This window comes from Streptomyces sp. NPDC059371 (genome assembly GCF_042751995.1).
Taxonomy (GTDB): Bacteria; Actinomycetota; Actinomycetes; order Streptomycetales; family Streptomycetaceae; genus Streptomyces.
Genome location: NZ_JBHYXD010000024.1, coordinates 87,258 through 102,294, shown reverse-complemented (window position 1 = coordinate 102,294; position 15,037 = coordinate 87,258). Strand labels below are relative to the sequence as shown.

Genomic DNA, 15,037 nt, shown 5'->3' with positions numbered 1-15,037 from the left:
GTCCGGAAGTCCACCGGACACGGCCCCCGCCTTTCCCGTCCTGCTACGACGCCCCGGCCGGGTGGGGGGTGGAGAGGTCCGGCCGGGGCGCGCAACCCCCGTTCTCGCGATGGCTACTTGAGAGCGGCGAAGGCCTTGGAGAAGGCGCCGTCGCTCTGGACGATGGAGCTGCAGACCGCGTCCGCGGTGTTCTTGGCACCGCCGGCGCACTGCTTGTCACGGGTGGCGGACCACATCGAGAGCCAGCCGATGCCCTTGGACTTCGCGAAGGTCACGAGCTGCGAGGCGTCGTCGACCTTGAAGATCTCCGAGGACACGTCGTTGACGCCGATCATCGGGGTGATGGCGACCGTCTTCCAGGCGGTGCTGTCGGAGAGGCCGAGGACGCTCTTGATCTGCGCCTGGGTGGCCGTGGCGGCCTGCTCGGCGAGGTCGCCCATGTCACCGCTGAAGGCCGGGCCGTAGTCCATCGCCATGATGTTCACGGTGTTGATCTTCACGCCGTTGGACTTGGCGTCGGCGAGCAGGTTGACGCCGTCCTGGGTGAGGCCCTGGGGCAGGACCGGCAGGGTGAAGGAGACGTCCAGGCCCGGGTGCTGCTGCTGCAGCTTGGCGATGGCCTTCGCGCGGTTGGTGTTGGCGCTCGTGTTGGGCAGCGCCCCGCCCTCGATGTCGAAGTCGACCTTCGTCAGTTTGTAGGCGTCCACGGCCTTGCCGTACGCCGCCGCCAGCGCGTCGGCCGAGGAGCAGGTGGTGGCCAGCTCCGAGCCGGAGGCCCCGCCGAAGGAGACCCGGACGTCGCCGCCCTTGGCGCGCAGCGCGCCGATCTGCGCGGCCACCCCGTCACTGGCGAGGTCGCTCACGCCGCCCCACTTCGGCGTGCAGCCGCCGCCGTCGGTGATGAACGCGAGGTTGTAGTTCTTCACGCCGGTGGAGTCGACCGCCTTCAGCAGGTCGAAGGCCGGGTACAGGGAGGTGTCGACGTAGGGCGCGAAGCCGGCGGTCGTCGTGTTGCCGCCGCCCGAGGTCTGCGTGGGGGTCGGGGTGGCCGTGGCGGTGGCGGTGGCCGTCGGCTTCGGGGTCGCGCTCTGGGTCGCGCTCGCGGTCGGGGTGGGCGTGGCCGTGGGGGTCGCGGTCTGCGTCGGACGGCCGCTCGGCTCGGGTGTCGCCCCGTCCACCGAGCACTTGGTGCCGTCGATGACACAACCCGTCGGGTTCGCGGTGCCGTTCACGACGAAGCCGACGGTGACGGACTCGCCGGCCGCCAGACCGTCCTTGTCCCAGGACGGCGGTGTCACGGTGACGTGCTGTCCGCTCACCGTCGAGGTCGCGTCCCACAGCGAGCTGAGCTTGGAGCCCGAGGGCAGGTCGAACTCCAGCTTCCAGTCCGGCTTGCGCTGGCCGGTGTCGTTGGAGACGACGTACTGCGCGGTGTAGCCCGTGGACCACTCGCTGGTCCTGGTGTACGCGGCGCCGACGCTGGAGGCGTTCGCGATGCCGGTGAACACGAAGGCGCCGCCGCCGGCCACGGCCGCCGCGACGATGCCGCCTATCGCCTTGTTCCTGCCACTGACCTTGCGCCGGTGCGTGCTGCTCATCGCGTGTGCCTGCCTTCGCGGATTCACGGGGGTTCGCTGGGGTCGCCCCAGGGGGTGCGGACATCACGCTAGCGATCCGGAATCGGCCAAACCGCGCGATACGGACGGCGGTTGAGGATCTTAGGGTCCGCTTAAGGAAGGCATCGGGAGACGTTAAAGGTCGAGACCAATGTGGGCGGTTTGCCGTACGCCGCGGCCACGCGGGGCGCGGGCGCTCGGCGCGAGCCTGACCGGCAGGTGCGGGTGACGAGCCGACGCGCGGCGAGAGCCGACCTGACGCGGACCGCGGGCCGGCCCGACGGGCGAACCCAGCGTGTCCGGCGAAGCTGATCGGCGCTTGTGGGTGACGGGATCGGCGCGTGGCACGAGCCCGGCCGGTGCACAACTGGGCCACAGGCTGATGCGTCGGTGTACGACCTGCACATACCGGCAGCCGACGCGCGGAACGCGTACGGCAGTCGGGCGGGCCGGGCGCTCGGCGCGGGCCTGCAGAGTGCCCGGCACAGGCGAGCCCGGCACGGACAGGCCGGACGGGCTCGGCACAAGCGAGCCCGGCACAAGCCCCGGTCTACCAGCCGGCAGGCTCAGCGCACGGATGCGGTGCGTTTGCGGCGGCGTACCGTGCCTCGGTGACCGGTGCGGAGGGGGGCTCTGCCGTCGAGCTGGATCCAGATGCGTACCTCGGTTCCGCCGAGCACGGAGGAGCCGATCCGCACGTCCCCGCCCGTCGACTCCGCGAGCCGTCGCACGATGTCGAGGCCGAGCCCCGTCGATCCGTCGTTGCCCGAACCCCGGCCGCGGGCCATCGCCGCCTCAGGGTCCACGATTCCGGCGCCCGCGTCCGACACCAGCACGATCACGGCGTCCTCGGCGTTGTGCACGTCGACCGCGAAGGCCGTGCCCTCGGGGGTGTGGCGGAAGACGTTGCCGAGGAGGGCGTCGAGCGCGGCGGCGAGGTCGGCGCGGGCCACGGGTATGCGGCACGGCCGGTCCACACCGGCCACTCGCACCTTGCGTCCCTCGTCCTCGGCTAGCGCCGACCAGAAGTCCATGCGCTCACGGACGACTTCGGAGGCGTCGCACCCGGCTCCGACGCCGATCGCCGCGGTCTGCGGCTTGGCCTCCCGGGCCGTCCTGATGATCGTGTCGACCTCGCGCTCGAGCTGCTCGACGGCGGCCCGGGTCTGCTCGGCGGCCGGCCCGTCGCCGAGCGAGGCGGCGTTGAGGCGGAGCACGGTCAGCGGTGTCCGCAGGCGGTGCGAGAGGTCGGCGGCGAGTTCCCGCTCGTTGGCGAGCAGTTGGACGACCTGATCGGCCATGGAGTTGAACGCGACGGCGGCCTGCCGCAGTTCGGTCGGCCCTTCCTCGGGCACGCGGGAGCCCAGCTTCCCCTCGCCCAGTTCGTGCGCGCTCTCGGCGAGGCGCTGCGCGGGCTGCACCATCCGCACGCCCAGCCGGTCGGCGACCGCGACGGAGCCGATGATCAGGGCGACACCGACCGCGGCGAGGACCGCCCAGGCCGTGCCGACGCCGTTGCTGACCTCGGCCTCGGGGACGTACACCTCGATGACCGCGATCTTGCCGGAGCTGAGCGCGACGGGCTGGAGCAGCGCGGAGCCGCCGGGCACCTCCGCGGTGGAGGCCCGGCCCAGCCGCCGGGTCATGGCGATGTCCTTGCCGACGGCGCGCTGTTCGCCGATCTCGACGGTCGGCTTGCCGTCGGCGGCGGGGATGTGCACGGCCATCTGCGCGTCCGAGCCGGCCGAGGCGACGACGCGCTCCAGCTCGTCCCGGTCGGTGGTGATGGAGAGCGCGGGCGCGATGGCCGCGGCCTGCCGCTCGGCGTTCGAGAACGCCCGGTCGCGCGCCATCTCCTTGATCACCAGGCCGAGCGGGACCGCGAAGGCGACGACGACCATCGTCGTCACCGCCACGCACACCTTGACGAGTGCCCACCTCACAGCGGCCGCTCCGCTCTCGGCGGCTCCAGCTTCACGCCGACGCCCCGCAGGGTGTGCAGATAGCGCGGGCGTGCCGCCGTCTCCCCCAGTTTGCGGCGCAGCCACGAGAGATGGACGTCTATGGTCTGGTCGTCGCCGTAGGCCTGCTGCCACACCTCGGCGAGCAGTTCCTTGCGCGGCACGACGACGCCGGGGCGCCCGGCCAGGAAGGCGAGCAGGTCGAACTCGCGCCGGGTGAGGTCGAGTCGTACGCCGTCCAGTTCCGCCTGGCGGCGCAGCGGGTCGATGGCGAGCCCGCCGACGCGGATGACCGTCGACACGGGAGCCTCGCCCACGGTGGCGCGCGAACGGCGCAGCACCGCCGCCATGCGCGCGGACAGGTGCTCGACCGAGAACGGCTTGGTCAGATAGTCGTCCGCTCCGGCGTTCAGCAGGCGGACGATCTCCGTCTCGTCGTCCCGCGCGGTGGCGATGATCACCGGGACGTCGGTGATCCCGCGCAGCATCTTCAGTGCCTCGGACCCGTCCAGATCGGGCAGTCCGAGATCGAGGATCACGACGTCGAAGGAGAAATGGGCGACCTCGCGCAGCGCCTCCAGGGCGGTGCCGACGCTGCGCACGATGTGCGCGGCCTCGGTCAGATGCCGGATGAGCGCCGAGCGTACGAACTGGTCGTCCTCGACAACGAGCACACTTGCCATGGGCGGCACCGTACGCCATCCGGGGGCGGCCGTCCGGGCCTGTGGACAACGCTCGCCAGGCACTTGTGGACAATCCCGGCCCGCTCCCCCCGGGGACATTCCGGATCCTTCCGGGGCCGTGAGACACCCGTGGTACTCGTGGTGCAGTATGGCCGCGATGCGCAGAGGACTCGTACACGTACTCGCGTGGTCGCTCGCCACGGGCGCGGCGGTCACGCTGTCCTGGTGGGGTGTCCACACCGTCATGACGGGCACGGCCTACGACCCGCCGCGTGCCCTGCCCATCACGGTGGCGGGCGCGACGGCCGAGGAGACGAAGCCCCTGGCGTCCTCGACCCGGCGGGCCGAGCCGTCGAAGAGTGCCGCGATCAGGCCGTCCGCGACCCCGAAACCGAGCGCGACACCCTCTAAGTCCGCCTCGGCGGGCGGCGGTCCGTCACCGGCGCCGTCGGCCCCGGCCGCGTCTGCGTCTCCGTCCGCCTCCGGGCAGGTCAAGGGCTACGACTCCGACGGCGGCCGGGTGGTCTTCGACATCACCGCCACGTACGGGACGCTGGTGTCCGCGACGCCGAACACCGGCTGGTCGATGCAGGTGTGGAAGACCGAGACGTGGATCCGCGTGGAGTTCTCCTCGGGCGCCGACCGGGTGTCGGTGTTCTGCGACTGGCACGACGGTCCCCCGCACGTGGACATCGGGACGTACTGACCCGGCCTCAGCGGCGAACGGACGCACGTGCGCCGGGCCTTGCCGACGCCGGGCCCCGCTGACTCCGGGTCCCGCTGACTCCGGGTCCCGCTGACTCCGGGTCCCGCTGACTCCGGGTCAGCGGAAGACGGAAGGCGGCGGCGCGGGTGACGCGACCGCCACCGCGTCCGTGACCGGTGCCGCGCCCCCCGTGAAGTCCATGAGTTCCCTGCCGTGTTCGACCCGGGCGGGATGCGGGTCGGAGGCGGCGCGCCGGGTCAGTTCCGCGATGGGCAGGGGCCGGCCGGAGGCGACGAGGACGGCGTTCCCGAAGCGTTTGCCGCGCAGCACCGTCGGGTCGGCGACCAGGGCGAGTTCGGGGAAGACGGAGGCGACGGTGGCGATCTGCCCGCGGAGGTGGGCGAGCGGGGGTCCGTCGGCGAGGTTCGCGGCGTAGACCCCGGAGTCCTTCACCGTCCGGCGGACCTCCGTGACGAACTCGGCGGACGTCAGATGGGCCGGTGTGCGCGCGCCGCTGAAGACGTCGGCGATGACCAGGTCCGCCCAGCCGTCGGGCACCTTGGCGAGACCTTCCCGCGCGTCCACGGATCGCACCCTGATCCGGGCGTTCGGGTCCAGCGGCAGTTCGCGGCGCACCAGTTGGACGAGAGCCGCGTCGCGTTCGACGACCTGCTGGGTGGACCGGGGGCGGGTGGCCGCGGTGTAGCGGGCCAGGCTGAGGGCGCCGCCGCCGAGGTGGACGACCTGCACGGGTCTGCCGGGCGGGGCGACGAGGTCGATGACATGACCGAGCCGTCGCTGGTACTCGAAGCTCAGGTACGAGGGGTCGTCCAGGTCGACGTGGGACTGCGGGGCACCGTCGATGAGCAGGGTCCAGGCGCGTGCCCGGTCCCGGTCGGGCAGCAGTTCGGCGAGCCCCCCGTCGACGGCTTCGACGACCGCCTCGGCGGCGCCCTGCCCGCGCCGTCCGCCCCGTCCGGTGTCGCGGCCGTCGTCCGCCCGCTGTTTCCTCGCCCGTGCCATCTGACCATTATCGGGGCGCGGGGACGGGTCGGCTCAGCGGCCGGTCACCGGGCCGCTCACCGGCAGCCGTCCGCCGCCTCGATCAGCCGGGCGGCCTCGCCCAGCGCGGCCCGCAGCACCGCCGGATCGGTCGCGAGGTCCGCCTCACCGGGCGGGAGCAGCCAGTCCGAGCCCTCGACCGGGGGCTCGGGCGCCGCTCTCAGGCCACGGCCGTTGGTCTGCGTACAGGTGCTGCCGGGCACGTCCCAGGCGTCTGCGGTGCCGGGCGGCACCAGGAAGCCGAGGGTGTCGCAGCCGCCGTCGTGCAGGACGGGCCCCACGAGGTCGGCCGCGCCGCGGCGCAGGATGTCGACCGCCTCCAGCCCCTGACGGGCCGGGACGGTCACCAGGTCGCACTCGGCGGCCGGCCGCAGCGGTACGCCGCACTCCGGGGACGGCCTGTGCTGCGCGGTCGACGGCGGCGTACGGAATTCGGTGCTCTGCGTGATCTGCATCCCGGCCTCCAACGGAACCCCTCCTCATGACGAGTGGGTCGGGAGTTCGGGCGGCTCCCGGTCCACCCGGTTCAACGCGCCAGGACGTCAACGGCTACGGCGAAACTCCGCCACAAAGGATGGCAGTTCATGGCAGATCGTGGATGAGATATCCGGTTTGTAGCCAAACCCAGCGTGGCGGCGTTGTCACAACAGGTACGTTCTTGCCCCGCCGGAACCAGGGCACCTACTGGGTACAACCAGGTCAACTCAGCCACGGATCCGGCGTGGTTCGACGGTTCGCAAGAGAGGGCCCGGCCATGGCGTCGTCATCGGTGACCTCGTCCCCGTCCCCCCGGCCAGCACGGCCGAATCTCGCCTTCCGGCGGTTGCGCGGCCAGCGCTCCCCGGGCGAGTTCGCCGCGCTGGTACGGAGGGCCGCACGCGAGATCGGCGAGCGGGTGAGCTGCGACGCGCGCTACATCGGGCGCGTCGAGGCGGGCGAGATCCGCTGTCCCAACTACGCGTACGAGCGGGTGTTCCTGCACATGTTTCCCGGCCGCACGCTGACGGACCTCGGTTTCACGCCCCGCTCCTGGGTACGCGGACGCGGGGCGCGTGACACGGGGGAGCCACCCCTCGCGCACTCCACGAACCCTCCACACGCGCCCCATGAGACGGACGGGGCGCACGAGACGTATGAGATGCCGGATCAGCTCCACGTCCCGGCACCGTACGGCCCGCACACCGCGCACCACACGGACAGCCCGCACGATCCGCACCGCCCGCACGATCCGTACGACCCGCACCACTTGTGGGATCCGTACGGCCCGTACGAGAAACGCGATCAGAACCACGAGGAGAGCGACGTGCAGCGTCGCGCATTCATGACCGGAGGCACCGCCACCATGGCGGCGGCCTCACTGGGACCCTTCGGCGGCAGCGCCGCGGCCGCCGAACGACGCGTCCACCGGGCCGGTACGTCCGAGGCGGGCGCCCTCGAAGAGGCCGTCCGCCGGATCCGGCTGCTCGACGACAGACACGGGGCAGACGGGCTCTACCGGCGCGCGGCGGCCCCCCTGCGCACCGCGTACGAGCTGCTCGACGCCGGCACCACCCGGCAGACGACCGCCGACCGGCTGTACTCCGGAGCCGGCGAACTGGCCATCTCGGTGGGCTGGCTGGCACACGACTCCGGGCGCTTCGACGACGCCCGCTCCCACTACGCGGAAGCCCTCGCCACCGCCCGGATGGCGGGCGACGCGGGCCTGGAGGCCCACGCCTTCTGCAACACCGCGTTCCTCGCCCGCGACGCGGGGCGCCCGCGCGAGGCCGTGCGCGCGGCCCAGGCCGCCCAGCGCGCCGCACGCCCCCTGGGCTCCTCCCGGCTGCTCTCCCTGCTCGCGCTGCGCGAGGCGGGCGGCTGGGCCGGACTCGCCGACCGCCGGGGATGCGAGCAGGCGATGGCTCGCGCGCAGGCCCTGTACGAACGCGGCCCCTCGGAGACCGACCCCGAGTGGATGACCTTCTACGGGGAGGCCGAGCTGGAAGGCCTCGAAGCGCAGTGCTGGTCGACGCTCGGCGACTGGCCCCGGGCGGCTCGCCACGCACGCCGCGCGGCCCACCTGCAGGACCCGCACTTCACCCGCAACATCGCCCTCTACACCGCGGAACTCGCCGACGACCTCGCCCGCGGCGGCCGCCCCGACGAGGCCGCCCTCGCCGGTCTGCGGGTCCTGGACCTGCTGAACGAGGTCCAGTCCTCCCGCATCCAGACCATGCTGGCGGCGACGGCCCGCGTGCTGCTCCCGCACCGCAGGGCCTCGGGCGTCTCGGCGTTTCTCGACCGCCACGCGAGCCTGCCCCGCACGGCGTGAGGGCCGCCGGGGGCGCCGGTCAGGCGCTGAGGTGCCCGCAGTCGTTCCACACCTCGATCGCGGGCTCCCCGTAGGCCCAGCCGAGCACCGACAACGAGGTCGGATTGAGGCGTACACGGGCCGCGAAGTCCAGCGGCAGGCCCAGCCAGCGGGCGCCTATCGACCGCAGGATGTGACCGTGGGCGAAGATCAGCACATCGCGGTCCGCGGAACGGGCCCACGCGACGACCTCGTCCGCGCGCGCGGTGACCTGCTCCAGGGTCTCCCCCTCGGGGACACCGTCACGCCAGATGAACCAGCCGGGACGGATGTCCTGGATCTCGGCCGGGGTCATGCCCTCGTAGGCGCCGTAGTCCCACTCCAGGAGCGCGTCCCAGGTCGTCGCCCGCTCCCCGAAGCCGGCCAGTTCGCACGTCTCGCTCGCTCGCGAGAGCGGGCTGGTGCGCACCTCGGCGGCGGGCAGCGAGTCCAGCGGCGACCGGTGCAGCCGCTCGCCGAGCAGCTTGGCTCCGCGCCGCCCCTCTTCCAGGAGCGGGATGTCGGTCCTGCCGGTGTGCTTTCCGGACAGTGACCATTCGGTCTGTCCGTGCCGGGCCAGCAGGATGCGCGGTGCCATGACAAGGAGCCTTCCGGGACGGGCGGCACGAATGAGACTCGGCTCACCCGTGGACGACTGAGGGGTGGGTCACTCCATCATCGCGCACCGCCGCTCCGGGCAACCCGGGGGGCGATCTCCGCGTCTTTGACATCCGGGGCGCCCCTCCGGGGCATTCGCGCACACCGTAAAATCCCGGGGTGGCCACCGACCGCCGGTCACCACGGGCAGAAGGACATGAGCAGATGGGGGAGGGCGATCGGATGCCGCAGACCGATGCACCGCGTACCGGAGCGGCACCGCGCGTCCGGTCGGGCCGGTGGGCCGAGCTGCGCGCGTCGGCCGCGTCGCAGGTGCGTCTGCGCTGGTGGACCGAGGTCCCGCTGATCCTGCTCGTGTACGCGGCGTACACCGCGGGCCGGCTGCTCGCCCGGGGCGACGCCTCCGGTGCCATAGACCACGGCCTGGAGATCCTGCGCGTCGAGAAGGCCCTCCACCTCAACGCCGAACATCCGCTGAACCGGCTGTTCACGCGGGAGGCCTGGCTCGGCGTGCCCGCCGACTTCTGGTACGCCTCGCTGCACTACCTGGTGACGCCGGCGATCCTGATATGGCTGTTCCGCTCCCGGTCCGTGCGCTACCGCGCGGCCCGCACCTGGCTCTGGACCTCCACGTTCATCGGCCTGATCGGCTTCACCCTGCTGCCGACCTGCCCGCCCCGGCTGCTGTCGCCCGAGCACGGCTTCGTCGACACGATGGCCCAGTACAGCGGCTACGGCTGGTGGGGCGGCGAGGCGAGCGCGCCGCGCGGCATGGGCGGGATGACGAACCAGTACGCGGCGATGCCGAGCCTGCACGTGGGCTGGGCGCTGTGGTGCGGAGTGATGCTGTGGCGCCACGGCCGTACGCCCGCCGCCAAGGTCGCCGCCGTCGTCTATCCGCTGTTCACCACGATCGTCGTGATGGGCACGGCAAACCACTACTTCCTGGACGCCGCCGCGGGCGTCGCGGTGATGGGGGCCGGTCTGCTGCTGACCCCGCTCGTGATGCGGGCGGCGAACCGTGTGCGGACGCTGCTGAAGGCCGCTCTTCTGTGGGGCGGCGGTGCCTCGGGGGGCGAGGGTTCCGCGATTGTCAGTGCGGGGTGCCAGACTTCCCCGGGTGAACGAATTCCCCGACAGCGCGAGTCCCGACCCGGGCCGGGAGCCGAGCCGGGTTCCGCCGCCACGGACGCGGGCGACAGCGCTGCGACAGCAGCTCGCTGAGCTGCGCGGTCCCGACATCGCGCCGAAGGCGCTGGACGCGCGCGCCCTCGCGGCGCTCGCCGCCAACCCCGGGTGCGACCGGCGTGCCCTGCTGGACGGCGTGGGTGTGGACAAGGCGAAGCTGGCCGGTGCGCTCGGCGCGCCGTCGGCGTTCGGGATGTCGCAGTTCGCCTTCATGAGGGGCAACGCGTTCGAGGCGCGGGTCAAGGCCGACGGCGGTGCCGAGCTGCTGCGGCTGGTGCACGAGAAGCTGGACCCGGGCGCCGAGCCACCCGGCGCCGGTGCCGTGCCCGACCTGAGCGCGATCGGCCCCGAGGGGCGCACGGCCCGTACGGAACTGGCGTTGCGCGAGGCCGCCGGGGCCGGCGTCTGGACGCTGCTCGACCACCCGATGCTCGCCCTGGACGTCGCGGGCTCCCCGGCCTTCCTGGAGCCGGACGCGGTGGTCGTGCATCCGGACGGGGGCTGGACGGTCGTCGAGATCAAGTCGTTCCCGATGCTCGACGGCTCGGCCGACCCGGCCAAGGTGGGCGCCGCCGCCCGGCAGTCCGCGGTGTACGTCCTGGCCCTGGAGGAGGTCGCGGCCCGCCTCGATCCCGCTCCCGAGGTCCACCACCGTGTCCTGCTGGTCTGCCCGAAGGACTTCTCCAACCTCCCGGCCGCCTCGGCCGTCGACGTGCGCAAGCAGCGTGCGGTCACCCGCCGCCAGCTCGCCCGGCTCACCCGCGTCGAGGACATCGCGGCCGCCCTCCCCGAGGGCACCTGCTTCTCCCCCGGCCTTCCCGCCGAGGAACTGATCACGGCCGTCGAGGCGGTCCCCGCGACCTACGCCCCCGAGTGCCTGTCCGCCTGCGAACTGGCCCTCCACTGCCGGGCCCGTTCGCGCGCCGAGGGCGCGGTGACCTCGCTCGGCCGCTCGCTGCGCGCGGAGCTGGGCGGTCTGACGACCGTCCCCGCCGTCCTGGCCGCGGCGCACGGGAAGGCGGGCGATCCCGGGGATCCCACCGTCGCGGCCCTCAGAAGAGCGGCACTGCTGCGCGCGGAGGCCCTGCGCGGCACGGCCGCGGAGACCCGCACCCGAGCGCCGGAAGCCCGAGTGCCGGTCGCGGCGGCGGCACCGACGGGGGTTCCGCACGACCGCGCGGCGGGCCGGAGGGGATCGGGCGGCGACCTCGCCGAGGTACCCACCGTGCCCGCACCCGGCTTCCCGGCCCCGGAGACCGGCGCGCCCAGGGCCGACGCACACGAAACGCCCGTACCCACCGGTGCGAGCGCACCCGAGGCCGCCGCCCCCGGCGCCGCCGACGGCCGGGAGGCGGGCGTATGTCGCTGATCACCGCCCTCGCGCGGCTGGAGGCCGTCGAGAGCGGCCGGGCGCAGCCCGCCGCCACCGCGCTCCACCGCCATCTCGCCGAACGGCCGCTGGTGTTCGTGCCGCTCACCACCGCGGGCGAGGCGGGAGCCCCGCTCGGCGCTCTCGTCGGCACGGACCGGGACGCGCCCCGGCTGCTGGTCGTGCCGCAGCCCCGCGACCGCGACCTGCGCTTCGCCTTCCTCGCCGAACTGGCGGACGTCGTCCTGCCCTACATCGACACCTTCGCGGACGTGGTCGAGGCGGCCGAGCGCAGCGAGACCGACCCGGAGACCGGCAAGCGCGTCAAGGTCGAGGTCGAGCTGTGCGCGGACGCGCCGCAGATCGTCGTGCCGGGCCGGGCCGGCATCGAGTTCGTCCGTCTCCTCGGGCGCTCCACCCGCTTTCGCCGCACCGCCGAACAGGATCCCGAGGCCCCGCATCCGGCGCCTCCCCGGGTGCCGTTGTTCGGGCGCTGGCTGACCCACTTCGGGGAGCGCGCCCGGGTGCCGGGTTCCGCCCTGCTCCTGGCCCTCACCGACGTGCTGTCCCGGCACTGGGCCACCGGGCAGAGCAGCCTGGAGGACCAGCACCTCGGCGCGCTGCTCGCCTGGCTCGATCCGCCGGACGGCGCGCCGGGCGCCGAGGCGGCGGTGCGGGCCGAGCTCCAGCGCGACGCGCGCGGCCAGCTCGTCTGCCCGCCCGCCGGACCGGCCACCGACCCCGCCTTCGACAACGAGCTGCTGGCCCCCGCGATCGAACGCTACGACCGCGCGCGGACGGCACTGGCCGCCGCCGAGGACGGCGTCGAGGCGGACGACCGGCTCGGTGAACTCACCGCGGCGGAGCGGACGATCCGCGAACTGGTCGAGAGTGTCACCCGCCCCACCTGGGACGCGGTCTGGCGGGGCCTCGACCTGCTGCGGACGCTGCCGGAAGGGGCGCACGCCGCCGACCGGTGGACCCGCGACCGCTGGTCGTTCACCGGGCACCGCGACCGGGTCGTGGCGGGCGAGCCGCCGCAGCCGCGCCACGACGACGCGGTCACCGCCGCGAACAAGCTGGCCACGCGCGAGCGGGAGCAGGCCCGGCTGGAGGCGCAGGAGGCCCTCGACGACCCGCTGGTCATGGCGGGGCGGCGGCTCGCCGGGGAGGCGTTCGCCGGAGAGGTCACCGAGGTGGTGATGGCGTACGGCGAGGGCAAGCGGCCGAGCCCCCGCCCGCTGGTGACCGTCCGCACGGACGACCGCCCGCACCTGGGGGAACGGGCCAGGGTGTACCGCTCGCTGGGCGGGAAGCCACAGGCCGCGGAGTTCGTCGGGTACGACGACGAGGGCGCGTCCCTGGTGCTTCGGATCGTCGACAAGATGGGGCGCGGCAAGGAACCCGAGGCCGGGTCCGTGCCGGAGAAGGGGGACGTCGTCTGCTTCACCCTCTTCGAGCACGAGCAGCGCGGCGGCGCCAAGCTGCCCGACCCGGAGGAGACGCCGTGGACGCACGGAGGACCGCCCGGTGAGGCCGCCGCCCTGCCGCTGCCGGACCCGGTGACCGAGGAGGACGCCCTGTGACCGCCGTGTTCGACCCGGGTGCCGAGGCCTCCCGTGCCACCGACGCGATCCTGCGCGACACCCTGCACGGAACCGACCGCGGTGTCGTGGTCGACTCCCCGCCGGGCGCCGGCAAGTCGACCCTCGTCGTCCGGGCCGCTCTCGAACTCGCCGCCGCGGGGCGCCCGTTGATGGTCGTCGCGCAGACGAACGCCCAGGTCGACGACCTGGTGCTGCGGCTCGCGGAGAAGGAGCCGGACCTGCCCGTGGGCCGGCTGCACAGCAGCGACTCCGATCCGTACGACAAAGCCCTCGACGGCCTTGACCAGGTCCGCAAGTCCACGAAGGCGGCGGACCTCGCGGGCCTGGACGTCGTCGTCTCGACGGCGGCGAAGTGGGCCCACGTCAAGGGGGTCGAGCCCTGGCGGCACGCGATCGTCGACGAGGCGTACCAGATGCGCTCGGACGCGCTCCTCGCGGTCGCCGGGCTCTTCGAGCGGGCGCTGTTCGTGGGCGACCCCGGCCAGTTGGACCCGTTCTCGATCGTCGGCGCGGAGCAGTGGGCGGGACTGTCGTACGACCCGTCCGCGTCCGCGGTGTCCACGCTGCTCGCGCACAATCCGCGGTTGCCGCAGCACCGGCTGCCGGTGTCCTGGCGGCTGCCCGCGTCGGCCGCGCCCCTGGTCTCAGGCGCCTTCTACCCGTACACGCCGTTCCGCAGCGGCACCGGCCACGGCGACCGGCGGCTGAACTTCGGTGTCCCCTCGGACGGTTCGGGCACCGACCGGGTCATCGACGAGGCGGCGGAGTCCGGTTGGGGTCTGCTGGAGCTGCCGGCGCGGCACACTCCGCGCACGGACCCGGAGGCGGTGCACGCGGTGGCCGCGGTCGTGCGGCGGCTGCTCGACCGGGGCGGCGCGGCCACGTCGGAGCGGGCGGAGGAGCCGGTGCCGCTGACGGCCGAGCGGATCGCGGTCGGCACGGCGCACCGCGACCAGGCCGCGGCCGTACGGGCGGCGCTGGCGGGTCTCGGCGTCACGGACGTCACCGTGGACACGGCGAACCGGCTCCAGGGGCGGGAGTTCGATGTCACGGTCGTCCTGCACCCGCTGTCGGGGCGGCCCGACGCCACGGCCTTCCATCTGGAGACCGGACGTCTGTGCGTCCTCGCTTCCCGGCACCGGCACGCGTGCATCGTGATCTGCCGGGAAGGAATCACGGAGTTGCTGGACGACCACCCGTCGACCGAGCCCGTGCAGCTGGGAGTGACCGTGAAGTTTCCGGATGGCTGGGAAGCCAATCATTCGGTGTTGTCACACCTGGCGGAACACCGGGTGGCCTGGCGGTCCTGAGGTCGGGCCCACTTGCGCGGGCGCGAGACAATGGACGGTGGCCCTTTGCCGAGAGGGGCCCCGAACCGCATGAGGAGGAGAAGACATGGCGGAGCCCACGCCGCGTCGGAACGAACCGCGGCTACGCCCCGCGCCCCTGCTCTTCGAGCCCGCGGAAGCCGCCGGGGATCCGGAGCATTTCTTCGACCTGGAGTCGATCGACGACCCGCGCGCGCTGCTCGACCGGTCCACGGAGCTGGCGCACGCGTTTCGCGCCGCCGCCGACCGGGCCGTCGAGTTCCAGGCCATCGCCGCCGCGCAGCTCGCCGATCCGCGTCGTTTCGACCGGCTGACCACCGCCTCGATCGCCGAGCGCGCCGAGTGGACAGAGGACTACGCGAAGAAGATGGTCGAGTTCGGCCAGGACCTGCTGCGGGGCACGGAGGGCAACGGACACGGTCACGGGGTGACCGACCCACTCTGACCCGACCCGCTCCGACGCGCCCGTCCGGGACGGGGACCGTCGGACGCCCCGGTCCGGGACCGGGACCTCCGGACGTCCCGTTTTCACCCCGGCTGGCATATGCCAGCCGGGCAAGATACTCCACC

The 15,037-nt window shown here is 73.3% G+C and carries 12 protein-coding genes and 1 pseudogene; 7 read left to right on the top strand and 6 right to left on the bottom strand.

Annotated elements, in window-relative coordinates; translation table 11 throughout:
* Positions 1-113: 113 nt before the first annotated feature.
* The 3 genes from ACFXGX_RS16810 to ACFXGX_RS16800 all read right to left on the bottom strand — a co-directional run bounded on the left by ACFXGX_RS16810 (position 114) and on the right by ACFXGX_RS16800 (position 4,260).
* Positions 114-1,598 carry a cellulose binding domain-containing protein gene (locus ACFXGX_RS16810; RefSeq protein ID WP_384790966.1) on the bottom strand — a complete coding sequence of 495 codons (1,485 nt, stop codon included), beginning with the start codon at positions 1,596-1,598 and terminating at the stop codon, positions 114-116.
* Positions 1,599-2,182: 584 nt separating this feature from the next.
* A complete protein-coding gene (locus ACFXGX_RS16805) occupies positions 2,183-3,559 on the bottom strand; it encodes a sensor histidine kinase (RefSeq protein WP_384790963.1) in 1,377 nt (458 codons plus the stop codon).
* Positions 3,556-4,260: a response regulator transcription factor gene (locus ACFXGX_RS16800; protein WP_328555383.1), complete on the bottom strand. Its 705-nt coding sequence runs from the start codon at positions 4,258-4,260 to the stop codon at positions 3,556-3,558. Before ACFXGX_RS16800 ends, ACFXGX_RS16805 begins: the two co-directional genes overlap by 4 nt.
* A 157-nt stretch (positions 4,261-4,417) precedes the next feature.
* Here ACFXGX_RS16800 and ACFXGX_RS16795 point away from each other — a divergent pair, with 157 nt between their 5' ends.
* Positions 4,418-4,966, top strand: a complete 549-nt coding sequence (locus ACFXGX_RS16795; protein ID WP_384790960.1) for a hypothetical protein — start codon at positions 4,418-4,420, stop codon at positions 4,964-4,966.
* A gap of 117 nt (positions 4,967-5,083) precedes the next feature.
* Here the strand turns inward: ACFXGX_RS16795 and ACFXGX_RS16790 are convergent, their stop codons facing one another.
* Positions 5,084-5,989 carry a spermidine synthase gene (locus tag ACFXGX_RS16790; protein ID WP_384790957.1) on the bottom strand — a complete coding sequence of 302 codons (906 nt, stop codon included), beginning with the start codon at positions 5,987-5,989 and terminating at the stop codon, positions 5,084-5,086.
* 56 nt (positions 5,990-6,045) lie between these two features.
* Complete coding sequence (locus ACFXGX_RS16785; protein WP_384790954.1) at positions 6,046-6,483, bottom strand: hypothetical protein; 438 nt, start codon at positions 6,481-6,483, stop codon at positions 6,046-6,048.
* A 299-nt stretch (positions 6,484-6,782) separates the two neighbouring features.
* Here ACFXGX_RS16785 and ACFXGX_RS16780 point away from each other — a divergent pair, with 299 nt between their 5' ends.
* Positions 6,783-8,339, top strand: a complete 1,557-nt coding sequence (locus ACFXGX_RS16780; protein ID WP_384790951.1) for a hypothetical protein — start codon at positions 6,783-6,785, stop codon at positions 8,337-8,339.
* A gap of 19 nt (positions 8,340-8,358) precedes the next feature.
* Here ACFXGX_RS16780 and ACFXGX_RS16775 read toward each other — a convergent pair whose 3' ends face one another.
* A complete protein-coding gene (locus tag ACFXGX_RS16775) occupies positions 8,359-8,955 on the bottom strand; it encodes a histidine phosphatase family protein (protein ID WP_384790948.1) in 597 nt (198 codons plus the stop codon).
* 242 nt (positions 8,956-9,197) lie between these two features.
* Here ACFXGX_RS16775 and ACFXGX_RS16770 point away from each other — a divergent pair, with 242 nt between their 5' ends.
* The 5 genes and pseudogenes from ACFXGX_RS16770 (at position 9,198) to ACFXGX_RS16750 (ending at position 14,912) form a co-directional block, all read left to right on the top strand.
* Positions 9,198-10,199 (top strand): phosphatase PAP2 family protein, encoded by a 1,002-nt coding sequence (locus ACFXGX_RS16770; RefSeq protein WP_384790945.1) that lies wholly within the window; start codon positions 9,198-9,200, stop codon positions 10,197-10,199.
* Positions 10,096-11,283, top strand: a pseudogene (locus ACFXGX_RS16765) (hypothetical protein); the annotation flags it as partial. The gene ACFXGX_RS16770 and the pseudogene ACFXGX_RS16765, both read left to right, overlap by 104 nt.
* 239 nt (positions 11,284-11,522) lie before the next feature.
* The gene (locus tag ACFXGX_RS16760) at positions 11,523-13,118 is read left to right on the top strand and encodes a hypothetical protein (RefSeq protein ID WP_384790943.1); all 1,596 of its coding nucleotides are present in this window, start codon (positions 11,523-11,525) and stop codon (positions 13,116-13,118) included.
* Positions 13,115-14,449 (top strand): AAA domain-containing protein, encoded by a 1,335-nt coding sequence (locus ACFXGX_RS16755; protein WP_384790940.1) that lies wholly within the window; start codon positions 13,115-13,117, stop codon positions 14,447-14,449. Before ACFXGX_RS16760 ends, ACFXGX_RS16755 begins: the two co-directional genes overlap by 4 nt.
* Before the next feature lie 85 nt (positions 14,450-14,534).
* Entirely contained in the window at positions 14,535-14,912 is a 378-nt protein-coding gene (locus tag ACFXGX_RS16750; protein ID WP_328452125.1) for a hypothetical protein, read from the top strand.
* The last annotated feature ends 125 nt before the right edge of the window (positions 14,913-15,037 follow it).